General features: G+C 69.4%; 17 protein-coding genes, 1 tRNA gene and 1 pseudogene. 14 read left to right on the top strand and 5 right to left on the bottom strand.

Annotation, left to right across the window (positions count from 1 at the left end; all coding sequences use genetic code 11):
- Positions 1-14 precede the first annotated feature (14 nt).
- The 4 genes from H1Q64_RS06955 to H1Q64_RS06970 all read left to right on the top strand — a co-directional run bounded on the left by H1Q64_RS06955 (position 15) and on the right by H1Q64_RS06970 (position 4,492).
- Entirely contained in the window at positions 15-2,045 is a 2,031-nt protein-coding gene (locus tag H1Q64_RS06955) for a glycosyl hydrolase family 28-related protein (protein ID WP_237902928.1), read from the top strand.
- A complete protein-coding gene (terL, locus tag H1Q64_RS06960) occupies positions 2,045-3,589 on the top strand; it encodes a phage terminase large subunit (RefSeq protein ID WP_237902929.1) in 1,545 nt (514 codons plus the stop codon). Before H1Q64_RS06955 ends, terL begins: the two co-directional genes overlap by 1 nt.
- 88 nt (positions 3,590-3,677) lie before the next feature.
- Entirely contained in the window at positions 3,678-4,013 is a 336-nt protein-coding gene (locus tag H1Q64_RS06965; RefSeq protein WP_237902930.1) for a hypothetical protein, read from the top strand.
- On the top strand, positions 4,010-4,492 hold the full coding sequence (locus H1Q64_RS06970) for a cell wall hydrolase (RefSeq protein WP_237902931.1): 483 nt from the start codon (positions 4,010-4,012) through the stop codon (positions 4,490-4,492). The genes H1Q64_RS06965 and H1Q64_RS06970 overlap by 4 nt, the downstream gene beginning before the upstream one ends.
- A gap of 97 nt (positions 4,493-4,589) precedes the next feature.
- On the opposite strand, the gene H1Q64_RS06975 is transcribed toward H1Q64_RS06970, so the two are convergent.
- On the bottom strand, positions 4,590-4,838 hold the full coding sequence (locus tag H1Q64_RS06975; protein WP_237902932.1) for a hypothetical protein: 249 nt from the start codon (positions 4,836-4,838) through the stop codon (positions 4,590-4,592).
- A gap of 306 nt (positions 4,839-5,144) precedes the next feature.
- Here H1Q64_RS06975 and H1Q64_RS06980 point away from each other — a divergent pair, with 306 nt between their 5' ends.
- From H1Q64_RS06980 to H1Q64_RS07005, 6 genes are all read left to right on the top strand, one after another.
- Positions 5,145-5,507, top strand: a complete 363-nt coding sequence (locus H1Q64_RS06980; protein ID WP_237902933.1) for a DUF952 domain-containing protein — start codon at positions 5,145-5,147, stop codon at positions 5,505-5,507.
- Positions 5,504-6,577: a quinone-dependent dihydroorotate dehydrogenase gene (locus H1Q64_RS06985; protein WP_237902934.1), complete on the top strand. Its 1,074-nt coding sequence runs from the start codon at positions 5,504-5,506 to the stop codon at positions 6,575-6,577. The genes H1Q64_RS06980 and H1Q64_RS06985 overlap by 4 nt, the downstream gene beginning before the upstream one ends.
- Positions 6,578-6,585: 8 nt before the next feature.
- The gene (locus H1Q64_RS06990) at positions 6,586-7,794 is read left to right on the top strand and encodes an EAL domain-containing protein (protein WP_237902935.1); all 1,209 of its coding nucleotides are present in this window, start codon (positions 6,586-6,588) and stop codon (positions 7,792-7,794) included.
- 151 nt (positions 7,795-7,945) lie between these two features.
- Entirely contained in the window at positions 7,946-9,910 is a 1,965-nt protein-coding gene (gene thrS, locus H1Q64_RS06995; RefSeq protein ID WP_237902936.1) for a threonine--tRNA ligase, read from the top strand.
- A gap of 84 nt (positions 9,911-9,994) precedes the next feature.
- The gene (infC, locus tag H1Q64_RS07000; protein WP_035675720.1) at positions 9,995-10,522 is read left to right on the top strand and encodes a translation initiation factor IF-3; all 528 of its coding nucleotides are present in this window, start codon (positions 9,995-9,997) and stop codon (positions 10,520-10,522) included.
- A 188-nt stretch (positions 10,523-10,710) separates the two neighbouring features.
- Positions 10,711-12,552, top strand: coding sequence for a transglycosylase domain-containing protein (locus H1Q64_RS07005; protein ID WP_237902937.1), 1,842 nt, complete (start codon positions 10,711-10,713; stop codon positions 12,550-12,552).
- On the opposite strand, the gene H1Q64_RS07010 is transcribed toward H1Q64_RS07005, so the two are convergent.
- The gene (locus tag H1Q64_RS07010) at positions 12,549-13,223 is read right to left on the bottom strand and encodes a hypothetical protein (protein ID WP_237902938.1); all 675 of its coding nucleotides are present in this window, start codon (positions 13,221-13,223) and stop codon (positions 12,549-12,551) included. The genes H1Q64_RS07005 and H1Q64_RS07010 overlap by 4 nt on opposite strands.
- Before the next feature lie 8 nt (positions 13,224-13,231).
- Positions 13,232-14,368: a hypothetical protein gene (locus H1Q64_RS07015; RefSeq protein ID WP_237902939.1), complete on the bottom strand. Its 1,137-nt coding sequence runs from the start codon at positions 14,366-14,368 to the stop codon at positions 13,232-13,234.
- Positions 14,369-14,637: 269 nt separating this feature from the next.
- Between H1Q64_RS07015 and H1Q64_RS07020 the strand changes: the two genes are divergently transcribed.
- On the top strand, positions 14,638-14,958 hold the full coding sequence (locus H1Q64_RS07020; RefSeq protein WP_082188189.1) for a ribbon-helix-helix domain-containing protein: 321 nt from the start codon (positions 14,638-14,640) through the stop codon (positions 14,956-14,958).
- Positions 14,959-14,983: 25 nt separating this feature from the next.
- Here H1Q64_RS07020 and H1Q64_RS07025 read toward each other — a convergent pair whose 3' ends face one another.
- Together H1Q64_RS07025 and H1Q64_RS07030 are read right to left on the bottom strand one after the other, a co-directional pair.
- Positions 14,984-15,859 carry a TIGR01459 family HAD-type hydrolase gene (locus tag H1Q64_RS07025; protein ID WP_237902940.1) on the bottom strand — a complete coding sequence of 292 codons (876 nt, stop codon included), beginning with the start codon at positions 15,857-15,859 and terminating at the stop codon, positions 14,984-14,986.
- Between the two features lie 38 nt (positions 15,860-15,897).
- Positions 15,898-17,124 carry a glycosyltransferase family 4 protein gene (locus H1Q64_RS07030; protein WP_237902941.1) on the bottom strand — a complete coding sequence of 409 codons (1,227 nt, stop codon included), beginning with the start codon at positions 17,122-17,124 and terminating at the stop codon, positions 15,898-15,900.
- Between the two features lie 42 nt (positions 17,125-17,166).
- Here H1Q64_RS07030 and H1Q64_RS07035 point away from each other — a divergent pair, with 42 nt between their 5' ends.
- The 3 genes and pseudogenes from H1Q64_RS07035 to H1Q64_RS34095 form a co-directional block, all read left to right on the top strand.
- Entirely contained in the window at positions 17,167-17,970 is an 804-nt protein-coding gene (locus H1Q64_RS07035) for an alpha/beta hydrolase (protein ID WP_237902942.1), read from the top strand.
- A 119-nt stretch (positions 17,971-18,089) separates the two neighbouring features.
- Positions 18,090-18,180, top strand: a tRNA-Ser gene (locus H1Q64_RS07040).
- Positions 18,146-18,451: pseudogene (locus H1Q64_RS34095) on the top strand (transposase); the annotation flags it as partial. The gene H1Q64_RS07040 and the pseudogene H1Q64_RS34095, both read left to right, overlap by 35 nt.
- Positions 18,452-18,533 lie beyond the last annotated feature (82 nt).

The raw sequence follows: 18,533 nt of genomic DNA on the forward strand, positions 1-18,533 counted from the left end.
AGGAGGGGCGCCCCATGCCCAGCGCACTCGACGTTCCGCGCGGCAACCCGCGCGTCCAGTATCTTGCCGACGGCGTGCAGACGGACTTCACCTTCCCGTTCCCGGTCTTCGAGTACAACGACCTCCAAGTCTTCCTGGGCGCGGCGCGGCAGACCACGGGCTATGCGGTGAGCGGCGCCGGGGAGACGGCGGGCGGCACGGTGGCCTTCGCGGAGCCGCCGGAGGCCGGGACGCCCGTGCTGCTGCGCCGCCGCCTGCCCATCGAGCGGATGAGCGACTTCCTGGAGAGCGGGCCGTTGCCGGCCGCCAGCCTGAATCGCGAGTTCGACCAGCTCACCGCCGCGCTCCAGCAGGTGGCCGGGGATCAGGAGCTGATGCTGCGCTACACCGACACCGACCTGCCGGCCTCCAACCGCTTGCCGGAGCGGACGGTGCGGGCCGGTCAGCTCCTCGCCTTCGACAGCACGGGAAACCCCATCGCCCGTCCGCCGGTGGACGAGGAGGCGCTGTCGACCTTCGTCGCCCCCGGCGCCGGCGCGGTGCGCCGCCCGGTGCGCGAGAAGCTGGCCGACACCCTGTCGGTGAGGGATTTCGGCGCGGTCGGCGACGGGGTCGTGGACGACACGCGGGCAATCCAGGCGGCGCTGACCGGCGCGGACACCGTCTATATGCCGCCGGGCACCTACCGGATCACCAACACGCTGACCGTTGGCTACGGCCAGACGCTGTATGGGGCGGGGCAGAGGTCGGTCATCGCCGGAGCCTCGGCGGGGTTCGACCTGATCCATCTGCCGGACGGCTACGCCACGGTGAGCGGCCTGCGGCTGGAGCGGGGCGACGCCGCGGTGCGGCTGTTCGGGCGGGACGGCCCCTGCGTGCACAACACGCTGAGCGACCTGACCATCTGGGACCCGCGGGTCGGATTGCTGTTCGACGGTTACGCCGACCCCAACTGGCCCTGCTACTGGAACATGGTGTCGCGCGTGCTGGTGGCCCGTCCGTCATTGCACGGGGTGTGGCTGACCCGGACGGGGGAGGGCGACACGCCCAACGCCAACCGCTTTTCCATGGTGCGCGTCTATTCCCTGTCGGCGCCCATTGCCGGCTGCGGCTTCTTCGTGGAGCAGGGCAAGTACAACAACAGCTTCCAGGACTGCGAGGCCAACCTGTCGACCATGGCGCTGGCTTGCTTCCGCGTCGGCGCCAACACCGACAAGACGCTGATCCTGAATTTCTACGCGGAGTCGCTGGGCGGCGTACCGAATGTGCAGCTCGACGCCGGGTCGGTGGAAACGGCCATCGTCAACCTGCTGTCGATGTCCGCTGGCCCGGCCATCTACGATCTGTCGGGCGGCCGTTACACGGCGGTGAACGCCGGTTACCCGGAGAAGAACCGGCTGGCGCGCAGCCGCGTTTCCGAACTGGTCGTCGAGGCCCTGCGCTACGACACGGAATTCGTGGAGCCGCAGGTGGGCGGGGTGGTCGCGCTTGACCTGACCAGCTCCGTCTATCTGGTCAGCGCCTACAGCGGCGACGTGGAGCTTCGGCTGCCGGCGGCGGGGGCGGCCAATGGCCATGCGGTGACGGTGAAGCGGATCGACGCCTCCACCCACCGCCTGATCCTCACCGAGGAGGGCGGGCCGGGGCCGGACGGGGGGACAATGGCGCTGGGCAACCGCTACGACTTCGTGACCATCGTCTCGAACGGGGCCGGCTGGTGGGTGGTGGCCGGCAACAACCGGCCGGGCAACGCCCATTTCCACGACCGGCCGGGCCTGTTCGAGCCGGACCTGAACCAGGCGCTGTATCTGGTCAGCGCCTTCAATGGCGCGGTCACGGTGAGGCTGCCGCCGCCGGGGGCGCTGCACGCGGTCGGGCGCACGGTGACGATCAAGAAGGCCGATGTCTCGGGCAACCCGGTCACCGTCACCGTGCTGGGCGGCAGTGGGCCGGACAACGCCCCGGTGTCGCTGAATTCCACCGGCAGCGCGGTCACGGCGATGTCCAACGGCGCCGGCTGGCACATTCTGGGACGGGTGGTGTGATGGAGGCGGCGGAAACGCGCAAGAAGGGCTTCTTCGCCTTCGTCCAGGACTGGAACCGGCAATCGGAACTGACCACACCCCGCCACCATCTGCAGATCGCCGCGTGGCTGGAGCGGCAAGCCGTCGGAGTCGGGTCCTTTGGCATCGGGCCGCGCCTGCTGCTGATGGCCTTCCGCGGGGCGGGCAAGTCGTCCATCGTCGGGCTGTTCGCGGCCTGGATGCTCTACCAGGATCCCAACCGGCGGCTGCTCGTCCTGGCGGCGGACCTGAAGCTGGCCAAGAAGATGGTGCGCAACGTCAAGCGCATCATCGAGCGCCATCCCGACACCCGCGGCCTGAAGCCTCCGGCGAAGGAGCGTGACCAATGGGCGGCCGACCAGTTCACCGTGGTGCGGGCGCAGGAGCTGCGCGATCCCTCCATGGTGGCGGCGGGTGTTGGCGGCAACATCACGGGCAGCCGCGCCGACGTGGTGATCTGCGACGACGTCGAGGTGCCGCGCACCTCCGGCAGTCCGGGCAAGCGCGCCGACCTGCGCGAGAGGCTGGCGGAGATCGATTATCTGCTGGTGCCGGGCGGGGTGCAGCTCTATGTCGGGACGCCGCACAGCTACTACTCCATCTACGCGGAGGAGCCGCGGACCGAGGCGGGGGAGACGCGGCCCTTCCTGGACGGCTTCGCGCGGCTGCTCCTGCCGGTCTACACCGACGGTCCGGACGGCCGGCGCCGCTACGCCTGGCCCCAGCGTTTCGGCGAGGCCCACGTCAACCGCATCCGCAAGACAACCGGCCCCAACAAGTTCACCAGCCAGATGCTGCTCCAGCCGGTCAACGAGGCGGAGGGTTTCCTCGACCCCGACCGGCTGGGCCGCTACGACGGCGAGCTGGACTACCGGGAATCGGCAGGGCGGGCGGTGTTGACGCTGAACGGCCAGCGCATGGCCTCGGCCTCCTGCTGGTGGGACCCGGCCTTCGCACGCCCGGCGGCGGAGGGCGGCAAGCCCGGCGATTCCAGCGTCGTCGCCGCGGTGTTCGGCGGAGCGGACGGGCGCTTCTACCTGCACCGCGTGCTCTACCTGTCGGTGGACCCGGGCGATCCGGACACCGAGGCGGAGCAGCAGTGCCTCCAGGTCGCCCGCTTCCTGGAGCGGCACCACCTGCCGGCGGTGCATGTGGAGATCAACGGCATCGGGCGCTTCCTGCCCGGTCTGCTGCGCAAGGCGCTGCGCACGGAGAAGGTCGGCGCCGCCGTGGTCGAGGAGGCGAGCCGCCGCGCCAAGGCGCTGCGCATCCGCGAGGCGTTCGACGCCCTGCTGGCTGACCGCCGGCTGCTCGCCCACGCCGCGGTGTGGGAGACGCCCTTCATCCGCGAGATGCGCGAATGGTCGCCGGACGGGCGCTATACGGGCCGCGACGACGGGCTGGACGCGGTGGCCGGCGCGCTGTCCTGCGAGCCGTTCCGCTTCGACCGCCAGACGGCGCCGGGGCGGAAGCCGGATTGGCGCGCCACGGCGGCGTCGACCTCGGCGGAGAGCTGGGACGTGTGACCATGCCCGCAAAGCCCCTTGGTCCGACGGGCCGCCTTCCTGACCGGACGGCGGCCTTTTCTTTTGCCTTTTTCCTTGGAGAACGGAGATGCAGGAGTCCATCGACCTGTCCTGGTGGATCACGGCGGTCGAACTGCCGGTGATGGGCGGGCTGTTCTGGCTGATCGCGCGGCTGCGCCGGGATGCCGAAACCGCGCTGGAGACGGTGCGGGCGCGCGCCGAGACCGCCCAGTTGCAGGTGCGTGAGAGCCTGGCCGCCTACAAGCTGGAGGTCGCCAAGACCTATGTCTCGGTCGCGACGTTGAAGGATGTGGAGCGGCGGCTGACCGACCATCTGCTGCGCATCGAGACCAAGCTGGAGAACGGCTGCGCGCCGCTCGTCCAGCCCTACGCCCCGCCCTACGGCGACGGGGGCCGCCGATGAGGCCGCGTGTCCTGAAGCCGGAACCCGGACCGATGGCCGCGCCGCAGGGGCCGGCCGCCGATGCGCCCGGCCAAGCCGTCGACACGCTCGCCCGCACCCTGTGGGGTGAGGCGCGCGGCGAGTCCGTGCGAGCCATGGAGGCGGTGGCGGCGGTCGTGATGAACCGCGTCGGCCGGGCGCGCGACCATGGCGGGTGGTGGTGGGGGAACGACGTGGTCGCCGTCTGCCGACTGCCGGGGCAGTTCCCCTGCTGGGACCCGGACGCGCCGGGGCGGCTGGGGCTGCTGTCGGTGACCGCCGCGGACCCGGTCTTCGCCGTCGCCCAGCGGATCGCCCGCCGCGCGGTGGCCGGTCTGCTCGACGACCCGACGGGCGGAGCGACTCACCTGCACCGGGCGGGGGCGAACCCGCAATGGGCGCAAGGGCGCAGCGTCTGTGCCGAGATCGGCGGGTTCCAGTTCTACGACGACGTCGAATGACCGATCGTTCTGCACCTACGTCTCCCGGCCGCGTTCCGGCGGGCCGGACATCCGGGTCCGGACCGCCGCCGCGGAAGGAGAGGCTGGAACAGACCGGTCAGGCGGCTTCCTTGATCATCGCCAGATAGATCTTCCAGGCCGTCTCGACCGAGACGCCGCCGGCGCGCGACCCGGCGGCCAGCATCGCCGCCGAGGGCTTCAGCGGAACGGGTGTGCTGCTGGGCTCGACGGTGGCGGCCAGGGGGGCGCTGTCCACGCTGGACACGATCACCCCATGGATGCGCGAGTCGAGCGCATGCTCCACCGGGTGGCGTTCCTTCACAACATTCATCGCAATCGCGTTCATGGGGCATCTCCTTGCTTGCCCACCTCTCAGCAATCCCGATGCCAACTCCGAAAAGTTGCCGAAGAAGGGGTGGATGCCCTGGAGAATCCTTGATTCTGCGGCTTTTCCGTGTGGTCGCCGGGGTGCGATGCGGCGGAACGGCGAGTTTTCCTTCTGCAAAATGTCGGGGGATTCCCAAAGCCACGTTTGCAAATTGCGAAGCAAACAGCGCAACGTCCCATTCTGAAGTTATCAACGCTCCGCCGGTTCTCCCGTTTTTGCCACGGCTGGCATTGGCGGAGGGCTTTGCGGTAAGGTCGCCCCGCCATGACTGAACGGATCATCTTTCATATGTGCCGCGCCGCGGAGTGGGAGCGGGCGCTCGCCGCCGGGGCCTACCACGGCTCGTCGCAGGATGCGGCGGACGGCTTCATCCATTTCTCCACCGGTGCCCAGGTCGAGGAAAGTGCCGCCAAGCACCGCGCCGGGCAGGACGGCCTCGTCCTGCTGACCGTGGACGGCGCCGCGCTGGGCGACGCGCTCAAGTGGGAGCCGTCGCGCGGCGGCCAGCTCTTCCCCCATCTCTACGGCCCGCTGCCGCCCGCGGCGGTGCTGCGCGCCGACCCGCTGCCGCTGGGGCCGGACGGCCGTCACATCTTTCCGGCGACCTTCAAGGACACCACACCGTGATCGACCTGTTTCCCATCGTCGGCCCCGTCCTGCGCAGCTTCGATCCGGAGACGGCGCACGGGTTGACCATCAAGGCCCTGTCGAGCGGGCTGATGCCGCTGGTGCGGGAAAAGGACGATCCCATCCTGCGGAGCCGGGTGTTCGGTCTGGACTTCGCCAACCCGGTCGGCCTCGCCGCCGGCTTCGACAAGAACGCCGAGGTGGTCGACGCCATGCTGCGGCTGGGCTTCGGCTTCGTCGAGGCGGGCAGCGTCACGCCCCGCCCGCAGCCCGGCAACCCCAAGCCGCGCCTGTTCCGCGCGCCGGAGCAGGGGGCCGTCATCAACCGCATGGGTTTCAACAACGAGGGGCTGGAACCCTTCGCCCAACGGCTGGAGCGACGCCTGTCCGGCGGGCGCAAGGCGCCGGGACTTGTCGGGGCCAACCTCGGCAAGAACAAGGACACGGTGGAGGCGGCCGACGATTACGTCCTCGGCGTGACCCGGGTGGCGGCTCTGGCCGACTATCTGGTCGTCAACGTGTCGTCCCCCAACACGCCGGGCCTGCGCGCTCTCCAGGGGCGCGACCCGCTGCGCACCCTGTTGGGCCGCGTGCTGGACGCCCGGACCGCCTGCAGGCTGGCCAAAGCGCCGCCCGTCCTGCTGAAGATCGCCCCGGACCTGACCGACGAGGACAAGGCGGACATCGCCGCGGTCGCGCTGGAGTCGGGCATCGACGGGCTGATCGTCTCCAACACCACCATCGCCCGCCCGGCGGAGATCCCGGAGCCGCTGCGCGGGGAAGCCGGCGGCCTGTCCGGCAAGCCGCTCTTCGCGCCCTCAACCGCGGTCCTGCGCGAGATGTACGGGCTGACCGGCGGCAAGCTGCCGCTGGTCGGAGTCGGCGGCATCGCGTCGGGCGCCGACGCCTACGCCAAGATCCGCGCCGGCGCCTCGCTGGTGCAGCTCTATTCCGCGCTGGTCTATGCCGGGCCGGCGCTGGTTCTGGCGATCCGGCGCGACCTCGCCGCCCTGCTGCGCCGCGACGGCTTCGCCTCGCTGAGCGACGCCGTGGGGGCGGATCACCGCTGAGCGGGCGCATGGCGGCCCTGGCGGCCTTCCTGCATGGGCTGGCCGTCGCCACGGCGGCGGCCTCGGTCGCCCTTGGCCTGCCGGAATTGCGACCCGGCACCGACCCGGCGGTGGGCTGGATCGGCGGTGGGCTGGTCCTTCTGGCGGGCGGCGTCGCGGACCTGCACCGCCGCCTGGCCCGCGGGCAGCGTGACACCCTGCGCCGGCTGGGCCACCTTCAGAAAAGCGTGGACGCGCTGGCCGAACGGCTGGAGCAGCGGATCGCACCAAGGGAGGAAACCGACAACACTCCTTCTTCCGCCGCCCACGAGGCCGTGCTTCAGGAGGTCAAGCTCCTGCACACGCTGGTTGCCCGGCTCGGCGAATCCCGATCGCCGCGAGAGCATGAACCGCCGGCGGCATCCCGCCCGGCCCGGCCAGGGGCACAAGCCCCGCGCATTCCGGATCCACCGCCCGCGGCCGGAGCCGAAGCGACGCCGATGGACGACGCCGCGGTTCTGGAAGCGGTGCGCGAGGCACTGGCCGCCGACCGGATCGACATCCACCTCCAGCCCATCGTCAGCCTGCCCCAGCGCAAGCACCGCTTCTTCGAGGTGTTCTCGCGCGTGCGCGCCGTCGACGGGGCGCTGATCCTGCCCGACCGTTATCTGGAGATCACGGAGCGCGCGGGGCTGATGGCCACCATCGACAATCTCCTGCTGGTCCGCTGCATTCAGCTGATCCGTGAGACGGAGCGGCGCCAGCACGCCATCGGCTTCTTCTGCAACATGTCCGCCGCCACGCTCAGCGACGCGGCGTTCATGCGGCAGTTCCTCGATCTGTTGGCCCAGAACCCGACGCTGGTGCCCAAGCTGGTGTTCGAGTTGAGCCAGCAGGAACTGCGGGCGGGCGGGGCGGTGATGATGGGCATTCTGTCGCAGCTGTCCCGCATCGGCTTCCGCTTCTCCATGGACCGGGTGAGCGATCTGGACATCGACCTGGACTCGCTGCTGCGCCACGAGATCCGCTATCTGAAGCTGGACTGCACCCTGCTGCTCGACCCCGCGCTGGCGCCGCGCGTCGAGGCGCTGCGCCATCGCCTGGAGGGCACGGGGATCGACCTCATCGCCGAGAAGATCGAGACGGAGGCGCAGCTCGACGCGATCCTGCGCAGCGGCATCGATTTCGGCCAGGGCTACCTGTTCGGCGGGCCGCGTCCGGCGCGCAAACCGTCATGAGATAATTTTGCCGTGAATTAATAGTGCAAGAAAATTCGCGGTTCGGGCGGCGGATTCGGGCCGGAAATGCCCGCGGCGCCCTTGACAGAAAGCCCGCCCGCATTAGAGATTTCGCCTCCCGGCATCCGCCGGGTGCGATGCAAACAGTCAAATGGTGACTTCGGTGACGTCCAACATCGCCATCACGCTGCCCGACGGCAGCGTGCGGGAGTTCGACCGGCCGGTGACGGGGCTTGAGATTGCCCAGTCGATCGGACCGCGCCTTGCCAAGGATGCGCTTGCCGTCAAGCTCGACGGCGAGGTGAAGGACCTCACCACCACCGTCACCACCAACGCCAAGATCGAGATCGTCACGCGCAGTCATCCCGACGCGCTCGAGGTCATCCGTCACGACGCCGCCCACGTCCTCGCCGACGCTGTGCAGAAGCTTTATCCGGGCACGCAGGTGACCATCGGTCCGGCGATCGCCAACGGCTTCTATTACGACTTCGCGCGCGAGGAGCCCTTCACGCCCGACGATCTGCAGAAGATCGAGGCGAAGATGCGCGAGATCGTCGCCAAGGACGTTCCCATCGTGCGCGAGGTCTGGACCCGCGACGATGCGGTCGCCTACTTCAAGAAGCTCGGCGAGCATTACAAGGCCGAGCTGATCGAGGCGATCCCGGCGGACCAGGACATCAGCGTCTACCGCCAGGACGACTGGCTGGACCTGTGCCGCGGCCCGCACGCCCCGACCACGGGCAAGGTCGGCAACGGCTTCAAGCTGATGAAGGTGGCCGGCGCCTACTGGCGCGGCGACAGCCGGAACCCCATGCTCCAGCGCATCTACGGCACCGCCTGGCGCGATGAGAAGGAGCTGAAGGCCTACCTGCACCAGCTCGAGGAGGCGGAGAAGCGCGACCACCGCCGGCTGGGCAAGGAGCTGGACCTGTTCCACGTGCAGGAGGAGGCCGTCGGCTCGGTCTTCTGGCACCCGAAGGGCTGGACGCTGTTCCGCACGCTGGAGACCTACATCCGCACCAAGCTGAGCCAGGCGGACTACGTCGAGGTCAAGACGCCGCAGCTCATCGACAGCTCGCTGTTCAAGGCGTCGGGCCACTGGGACATGTATGGCGACAACATGTTCAAGGTCTCGGCGGACGACGGCGAGAAGATGCTCGGCATCAAGCCGATGAACTGTCCGGGCCATGTGCAGATCTTCAAGCACGGGCTGCGCTCCTACCGCGACCTGCCGATCCGCATGGCGGAGTTCGGGTCCTGCCACCGCAACGAGCCGTCGGGCGCGCTGCACGGCATCCTGCGCGTGCGCGCCTTCACCCAGGACGACGCCCATATCTTCTGCACGGAAGATCAGGTGGCGAGCGAGGCGGCGGAGTATTTCAAGCTGCAGCTCGGCGTCTACCGGGATCTGGGGTTCGACAAGATCGCGGTGAAGCTGGCGCTGCGTCCCGACGTGCGCACCGGCTCCGACGATCTGTGGGACCGGGCGGAGGGCGCGCTGCGCCAAGCGCTCGACGCCGCCGGGCTGGAGTATGAGGACCTGCCGGGCGAGGGCGCCTTCTACGGCCCGAAGGTGGAGTTCCACCTGACCGACGCCATCGGGCGCACCTGGCAGTGCGGCACGCTCCAGTACGATCCGAACCTTCCCGAGCGGCTCGACGCCTCCTACATCGGCGAGGACGGCGCCCGCCACCGCCCGGTGATGCTGCACCGGGCGATCCTGGGGTCGCTGGAACGCTTCATCGGCATGCTGATCGAACACTACGCCGGCAAGTTCCCGATGTGGCTCGCCCCGGTCCAGGCGGTGGTCTGCACCATCACCAACGAGGCTGACGGTTACGGGCAGGAGGTGGTCAGCCTGCTGAAGCGCCGCGGCATCCGTGCCGAACTCGACACCCGGAACGAGAAGATCAACCTGAAGGTCCGCGAACACAGCCTTCAGAAGGTTCCCGTCCTGGTGGTTGTGGGCAAGCGCGAGGCGGAGGAGCGGACGGTCGCGCTGCGTACCCTCGGTGGTAAGGATCAGGAAGTTCTTGCCCTCGACGCCGCTCTCAATAAACTGAGTGAGGAGGCGCGGTCCCCCGCGGGCGCCGCCGCCTTCGATTCGCCGTTTTAACCGACCGCACCGTTCGGGCGGGCTTCCCTCCGGGAGGTCGCGCCCCGGTGGGTTTCCAGTCATGGAGAAGCGTCCATAGCCAGGATACCGTCCGAAGCCGCTCCGACCCGCGATGGACCGCGGGTAAACCGGGAGATCACGGCTCGCTCGATCCGTCTCGTCGGTGCCGACGGCGAGATGGTGGGCGTCGTTTCGCTGCGCGATGCGCTGCTGGCCGCTGAGGATGCGGGTCTCGACCTCGTCGAGATCGCCCCCCAGGCTGAGCCTCCTGTCTGCAAGATCCTCGACTATGGCAAGTACAAGTACGAGGCGCAGAAGAAGGCTGCCGAGGCGCGCAAGAAGCAGAAGATCATCGAGGTGAAGGAGATCAAGCTCCGACCCAACATCGATGACAACGACTACGACGTGAAGATGCGCTCGGCCCGCCGCTTCCTTGAGGAAGGCGACAAGGTCAAGGTGACCATGCGCTTCCGCGGGCGTGAGATGGCGCACCAGGATCTTGGCATGAACGTGCTGGTCCGCGTGCGCGACGAGCTGGACGAACTGGCGAAGGTCGAACAGATGCCGAAGCTCGAAGGCCGCCAGATGGTCATGGTCCTGGCGCCGAGGTGACCCTTCGGCGCGATGGCCCGCCCGCCGTCCGCAGAGCACACGCGTCCCCAAAAAGGCCCGCCGGTTCCGGCGGGCTTTTTTGTTGGGCGGCGGGGCCGTTCCGACGCTCCGCAATTACGGGGTAGCGGCATTGCGGAAGCGGGACGGTGCGCCGACGTGAGGCTCATTCCGCCTCCACCATTCGGCCGATGCTCCGATCATCCCTGCTCCGCCGCGCTGCCCTGGCTTTGACGCTCGCGCTGCCGCTGCTGTCCGGCCTCCCAGTGCCGCCCCCCGCCCAGGCGATGGACCTGTTCGGGGACGAGTTCCGCACCGTCGACGATGTGCTGGCGTACAACCGCGGCCATGGTGTGCGTTTCCTCGACCGGCAGGGGCGCTTCATTGGCTCCATCGGCGAGACGTACGGCGACACGCTGACGCTGGAGAAGCTGCCGAAGCATTTGATCCAGGCGCTGATCGCCAAGGAGGACCGGCGCTATCTGGAGCATGACGGCATCGACTTCCAGGGTCTGGCCCGCGCGCTGGCCGTGGCGGTGACGTCCGGCCGCTTCAGCCAGGGCGGCAGCACGCTGACCCAGCAGACGATGAAGCTGATCTTCCTCAACCGCTACAACCGCTGGTCCCGCAAGGCGTATGAGCTGTACAGCGCCAGCGATTTCGAGGAGCAGCTCGGCAAGAAGAACGTCCTGTACCTGTACCTCAACCGCGCCTATTTCGGTTTCGGCGCGTACGGGGTGGACGCCGCCGCACGTGTCTTCTTCGGCAAGCCGGCGGGCAAGCTGTCGCTGAAGGAGTCGGCGATGCTCATCGGCGCGCTGCCCGCCCCCTCCCGCCTGAACCCCTTCGCCGACCTGGAGAAGGCGGAGGCCAAGGCCGCCCTGGTGCTCGACGCCATGGCCGACGTGGGCTTCATCACCGAGCGCACGGCGGAGCAGACCAAGCGCCAGCGCCCCATGCTGGCCGCCGCCAACAAGGCAGCGGTGCTGTCCACCGGCCATTTCCGCGAGACGGCCAAGGCCCGTTTCGACCGCTTCGCCGCCGACCGCTACGGCGGCGACCTTCCGGGGCCGACCTTTACCGCGCGGACCACGCTCGACCGCGACCTTCAGGCGGCCGCCCTGCGCAGCGTGGAGGCCACCCTGAAGCGCCACGCCAAGAGCCTGGGGGACGCGGAGGTCGCCCTGGTCGCGCTGGACGGCGACGGGGCGATCCTGGCGATGATCGGCGGGCGCGACGCGGCGGCCCGGCGCGACCACTTCAACCGCGCGCTCCAGGCGCGCCGCCAGCCCGGCTCGGCCTTCAAGCTGTTCGTCTTCCTGGCGGCGCTGGAGCGCGGGCTGACTCCGGATTCCCGCGTCGACGGCTCGCGTATGGAGTTCACCGACGGGCGGGCCATCCGCAACTTCGACAACCGTTACCCGTCCTCGCTGACGCTGGCCGACGCCTTCGCCCATTCGACCAACACGGCCTCGGCCCGGCTGACCCGTGGCCATGCGGAGGAGATCGCCGCCGCCGCCCGCCGTCTCGGCGTCGAGTCGCCGCTGGAGCCGGACCTCGGCCTCGCGCTGGGGGTCAGCGAGGTGTCGCTTCTGGAGATCACCCAGGCCTACGCGGTGGTCGCCAACGGCGGCAGCACGGTCAGCGGCCATCTGTTCCAGCGCATCGGCGATCCCGCCGGGCGGACGATCTACAGCTACACCCCGCCGAAAGCGGACCGGGTGATCGACCCGCAGACCGCCGCCACCCTGAAATCCATGCTGGCGTCGGTCATGCGGGACGGCACCGGCAAGACGGCCCGCCTGCCGGCGGCGCTCGCCAAGAGCGGGGCGGGCGGCAAGACCGGCACCACCAACGATTACCGGGACGCTTGGTTCATCGGCTTCGCCGACGGCGTGGCCGGGCGCGGGCTGACGGTGGGGGTGTGGGTCGGCAACGACGGCAACACGCCGATGAAGGGGGTTACCGGCGGCTCCGTCCCGGCGGAGATCTGGCGCCGCTTCATGGTCGAGGCCGCCCGGGTGAAGGGTTAGCGGCCCTTCGTCCCGGCGAGGAGGGATGCGCCGACGAAGCCCAGCGCCCGCCCGTTCCGCCCGACCTCGTACCAGGAGCCGAAGGCGGCCATCACGGTGACCGTCTCCCCACGCTCCAGGACGTCCGCCACCTTGGCGTCGCAGAAGGGGGCGACGCGCAGGTTCGCGGCGGCGCGGACGCGCACCCGTGTTCCCATGGTGATGGCCGGGCGGCGCGTGTCGGTGCCGCGTTCCTCGGTGATATGGCCGGGCAGGGCACAGCCGCGGTCCTCCTTCGAAGCCTTGGCGTAGCCGCCCTTGAAGCGGTTCGTCGGGGTGCCATCGGCGACCGCCGCGGGCGCCGGACCGGAAGGCTTGCGGGCGGGCAGAGGGATGGCGACGGTGTCGGTGGTCGCCTGCGCCGGAGGCTCCACCCCGGCAGCGGCAGAGGCAACGGGGGTAACCGGCTCCGGCGCCGTCGCCGACGCGGGTGGCGTCAGCACCGGCAAGGGAAGCAGCGGCGCCAGGGGCTGCGGCGTCGCCTTCCCCGCCGCTCCCAGCGGCGTCAGCCGGGGCAGAACGGCGGTCGGCGGCGGGCGTGGCGTGAAGGTCGCTTCGGCCTCGTCCGCCCGCGCCGAGGGGCCGCCGAACAGCGCCAGAAGTCCGAGAAGGGGAAGGGCGACCCGGCGCATCCGCCGCCTCAGTCCACGACGACGCGGGCGATCAGCGCAGGCAGGGTCTGGCAGCGGAACAGCCCGTCCAGGGCCTGCTGCTCAGTCAGGCGCAGCGACAGGACGCAGCCGTAGGCGTTCACCGTCAGGGTGGTCTGCGCCAGCGTGCCGATGGCGGCGGAGGGCTTGGCGATGCTGTAGCCGGGGGCGCCCAGACGTCCCGCGAGCGCGCCGTTGACGGGGTTGACGGAATCGATCTCCAGCGTCAGCGGACCCAGGTTGTTCAGCACCGTTTCGGAATGCGGGTCCTCCTTCGTCGCGTAGAGCTGCACCGGCACCGCCTTGCGGCGGGCGATCCAGTCCTTCAGCGCCAGATTCCCCAGCACCGGGTCGCGGCCCTGCAGCGCCGCCTCCATGGCGATCTGGCGCAGCGACGGGTCGTTGCCGCCCAGCGCCGCCTCGTAGGCGGCGATCCGCGCCGGGCGGTCCGCGCCCTGAATCCGGGTGCGCAGGTCGGCGATCCGCGCCGCACGGGCCTCCTCCTGCCGCCGTTCGGCGGCGGCGCGCTCCTCCTCCGCCTTGGTGGCGGCGGCCTGTCGGGCGAGCAGATCCTCCTCGCGGCGGCGGCGGGCGTCCTCCTCGGCGCCGCGGGCCTCGGCGTCGCGGGCGATCTGCTCGCGCAAGCGGTTGGCCTCGGCGGAGCCGGCCAGCACCGGGCGGCCGGGAAGCTCTTCCAGCGGCTGGCCGATGCCTTCCAGCACCTCCGGGTTGCGCAGTTCGATGCGGGCATTCCAGCCGTTGGGGCCAAGCGTGGCGAGCGCCGTGGCGGTGAGCGTCTTTTCCAGACCGGCCTCGGCGACGGGGCGGATGAAGGTGATGGCGCCGTCCCGGCTTTCCACCATATAGGTCGGCTTGGCGAGCCGAAGCTTGGCCCCGATTCGGACGGCGGCCCGCGATTCGGCGGATTTCGCGGCGGTCCTGCCCTCAGGCGCTGGCGCGGGAACCGGGTCCGCCGTCATCTCCTCGACGGTCCAGAGCGGCGGGACGAGGCGCGACACCTCGGCGCGGATGCGGTCGATGGGCAGGTCGGACGCGCGGGCCGGCAGGACGGGCGCCAGCCCGGCCATCAGCGTCACCGCGATCCCCCACGCCGCCGGTCGCACCATCGCTCGTTCTCCACCGGAAGTGACCACTACAGCTTGTGTCGGCCCATCGAAGCACTGGTACAGCGAAGGCGCCCGGGAAGGGAAGCGGCTTTTGCCCGGGCCAAGGTTGCGCGGTGGCGGGAACGGTGAACCCCGGGCCGGGATCGCGACCCCCGGTCGAAATTGGCTTTGTGCCCACACGCCGCTTGCAATATCATCATACAAGTGAATGTATATTCGCCGGAAACGCGAGCGCCTTTCCGCAACGGCAGGGGACCAAGGGCAACGATATGGCGGGCAGACAGGGGAACAAGGAAGGGCCGGTCCTGGTCTGTCGCAATGTCAAGGTTTCGGGCCGACGCACCAGTCTTCGGATGGAGCCCTATATTTGGGACTCCTTGAAGGAAATCTGTGAGCGTGAGGGGCTGACTCTGAACGACATCTGCACCCAGATCGATCAAAGGCGCGGGGAGGCGAATTTGACCGCCTCGATCCGCGTCTTCATTGTCAGCTATTTCCGCAACGCCATCGGAAGCCGCGGCTTCTCCGAAGATGGGCCGTCCAGCATTCTGCGCAAGGCCATGGACGACGCCATCCCGCCCTTCGATTGAATCGAGGAGCGGGACGCCGTCCCTCTTACCAGCGCAGGCTGGGCAGGCCGTAGGTCGGCTGGTGGCCGGCCGCCGCCGCCGCGGCGGCCAGCTTGTCCGGGTCGACCGCCTCGCCCCAGGCCCCTCCCAGCTCTTCGCGATGAATGCCGAAGGTGACCAGCGCCACGTCGATCCCGGCGGCGTTGGCTCCGGCCACGTCGGTGCGCAGGCTGTCGCCCACCGCCAGGATGCGCCGCTTGTCCTTGATGCCCATCAGCGACAGGCAGCGGTCATAGACCGGGGCGTGTGGCTTGCCATGCCAGAAGACGTCGCCGCCCATCGCCTCGTAGCGCTGGGCCAGCGTGCCAGCGCAGATGACCATCTGCTCGCCGACCATCACGATCAGGTCGGGGTTGGCGCAGACCATCGGCAGGTTGCGGCGGCGGCAGGCTTCCAGCGCCGGCTCGTAGACCGACAGCGATTCCCCGAAGTCGACGATGCCGGTGTTCACGACGAAATCGGCCTCGTCCGGCGATGCCGCGAGCGTGTAGCCCAGCCCCTCGTACACGTCCATGTCGCGGTCGGGGCCGATGTGGTACAGCCGCCGGCCCAGTGCTGCGTGCCACGGGTCGTCGCGGTCGCGCAACGCGTCGTAGGCGGCCTCGCCCGAGGTCATGACATGGTGGTAGCGCTCGCGCCCGATTCCCATGCCGTCGAGCTTGGCGATGACGCCGCCGGTGCGGCGCGGCGCGTTGGACAGCAGGCAGATCACCTTGCCCGCCGCGCGCAGCCGGTCCAGGCACTCCGGCACGCCGGGATAGGGCCGCTCCCCGTCGTGCAGGACGCCCCACAGGTCGAGGATGACCCCGTCGTAACGGTCGATGACGGAGGCGATTCCGGAAAGCTGGACGATGTCGGTCATGATGTCCGGTGGTGTGACGGGCGGGAAGAAAGGGCGGCTCAGCGGCCTTTTACGGCGCGTTTGGGCTCGGCGAGAAGCTCCGCATAGACGGCCAGCGTGTCGGCGCACATGCGCTGCTTGGTGTAGCGCTCGGCGACGAAGGCGCGGGCGCGGGCGCCGATGGCGTCGCGCTGCTCCGTCGTCAGGGACAGCGCCTCGTCCAGCGCCTTGGCCAGCGCGTCGGGATCGGCGGGCGGCACCACCCAGGCGGTCTCGCCGGGAATCACCGTCTCCTGGTAGGCGCCGATGGCGGACACGATCACCGGGCGGCCCATCGCCTGCGCCTCCACGATCACCCGCCCGAAGGCTTCCGGCTCCTGCGAGGCGGAGACGACGACGGTGGACAGCCGGTAGGCGGCGGCCATGTCGTTGCAATGGTCGGTCATCGTGACGACGCCTTCCAGCCCGGCGCGGCGCACCTGCTCCTCCAACTCCTGCCGGTAGCCGGTGCGGCCCTGATCGGACCCGACAAGCAGCGCGCAGACGTCCTTGCGCCCCAGCTTCGCCAGCGCGTCGATCAGCACCGTCTGGCCCTTCCAGCGGGTCAGGCGGCCGGGCAGCAGGATCACCGGCTTGTCGTCCGGCAGCCGCCATTTCTGGGCGAGCTGGATCATGCGGGCGGAGCTGACCCGCTCCGGCGCGAAGGACAGCGGGTCGATGCCGCGGTGGATGGTGCGGATGACCGCCGGATCGACGTCGTAATTCTCCAGGATGTGGCGGCGGATGAAGCCGGAGATGGCGATGATCCGCTCGCCCCGCGCCATCACCGAATTGTACCAGCGCTTCAGCCCGTTCTTGTAATTGTAAGGGGCGTGGAAGGTGGTCATGTAGCGTGCGCCGGTCGCCTGGCAGGCCAGCCAAGCGCTCCAGGCCGGGGCGCGGGAGCGGGCGTGCACGATGTCCACGCCGTTCTCCCGGATGATCGCCTCCAGCTTGCGCGCGTTGCGGCGGATGACCAGGGGGTTCTTGGAGGCCAGCGGCAGGGTGATGTGGCGGATGCCGGCGCGGTCCAGCTCCGCCGCCATCGGCCCGCCTTCGGACGCCACCAGCGGCAAGGCTCCGGCCTGGGCCAGCGCCAGCGCCACGTCGATGCAGCCGCGCTCGGCCCCGCCGGTGACCAGCGCCGGCAGCACCTGGAGAACGACGGGCCGGCGGCCGGCGGCCGCGAAGGCGCCGGCCGGGTTGCGCGGGTCCTCGCCGGTGCTAAGCTGGGATTCGACGTCCATAGTCACAGATTCCTAAAGTCCTGGCCCACAGAGGTGTCCGATATGAACGAACCCGCAGCCGGCCCCGTCCCGTCGCCGGGCGGCGCGCACCATAGCCTGAAGCGCGGCGCCGCGACCATAGCCTATCGTCACACCCCGGGCCGCGACCCGGAAGGGCTGGCCCCCGGCGTGATGTTCTTCGGCGGCTTCATGTCCGACATGACCGGCACCAAGGCGTTGGCCCTGGAGGAATGGGCGGCGGGCGAGGGGCTGTCCTTCACCCGTTTCGACTATCAGGGGCACGGCGCCTCCAGCGGACGGTTCGACGAGGGCACCATCGGGCTGTGGGCCGACGACGCGCTGGCCGTCCTGGACCGCGTGACGGTGGGGCCGCAGATCCTCGTCGGCTCCTCCATGGGCGGCTGGATGATGCTGCTGACCGCGCTGCGCCGTCCGGAGCGGGTGGCCGGGCTGGTCGGCATCGCTGCCGCCCCGGACTTCACCGAGGACCTGATGTGGGACCTCTTCGACGAGTCCGTCCGCCGCGAGATCCTGGAGACGGGCCGCTGGCTGCGCCCCTCCGACTACGGGCCGGAGCCGCAGCCGATCACCCGTGCCCTGATCGAGGACGGGCGCAACCACCTGCTGCTGCGCCAGCCCATCGCCTTCGACAAGCCGGTGCGCCTGCTGCACGGCATGGCCGACCCGGACGTGCCCTGGCAGGTCAGCCTGACCCTGGCCGATCGCCTTAGCAGTTCGGATGTGCGGGTGACGCTGGTGAAGGACGGCGACCACCGCCTGTCGCGCGACCAGGACATCGACCTGCTGTGCCGCACGGTGGGCGATCTCGTCCGCGGCCTCGGCTGAGGGAAGGTGGCTTCGATCCGCCCCGCGGATCATCACGAAGGCGGCGCAAGATTTTTCCAAAAAAGTGATATCAGGGGCTTGCGCGCCGCCTTCGGGCTGGATATAAACGCGGCCTCTGCGGAGGGGTGGCCGAGTGGTTGAAGGCGCACGCCTGGAAAGTGTGTATACCTCAAAAGGGTATCGAGGGTTCGAATCCCTCTCCCTCCGCCAGTTCAACTTTTCCCTTTGGAAACAAGGGACTTTTGTCGCTTTCCTCTTTAAGCGGCAATTGGTGCTTATGCGAGAGAGTGCATCACGCATAAGCGAGACCGATGCGCCGGTCGCCTGTCCGGCATGGATCTACAACAACCGCAACCTCGTCGAGCGCTTTTGGGCCGGGATCAAGGAGTGGCGGGCAATTGCCACCCGCTATGAGAAAACTGCCAACTCCTTCACGGGCGTCCTTTGCCTCGCCGCCGCCCTCGATTGGATCAAGCGCTAACAGGCCCTACTACAATCGCCAACGCCTCTACTCGGCGATTGGCTACAGAACTCCTGAGCAGGCCAAGTTGCAGGTCGCATAA

The organism is Azospirillum brasilense, assembly GCF_022023855.1.
Taxonomy (GTDB): Bacteria; Pseudomonadota; Alphaproteobacteria; order Azospirillales; family Azospirillaceae; genus Azospirillum; species Azospirillum brasilense_F.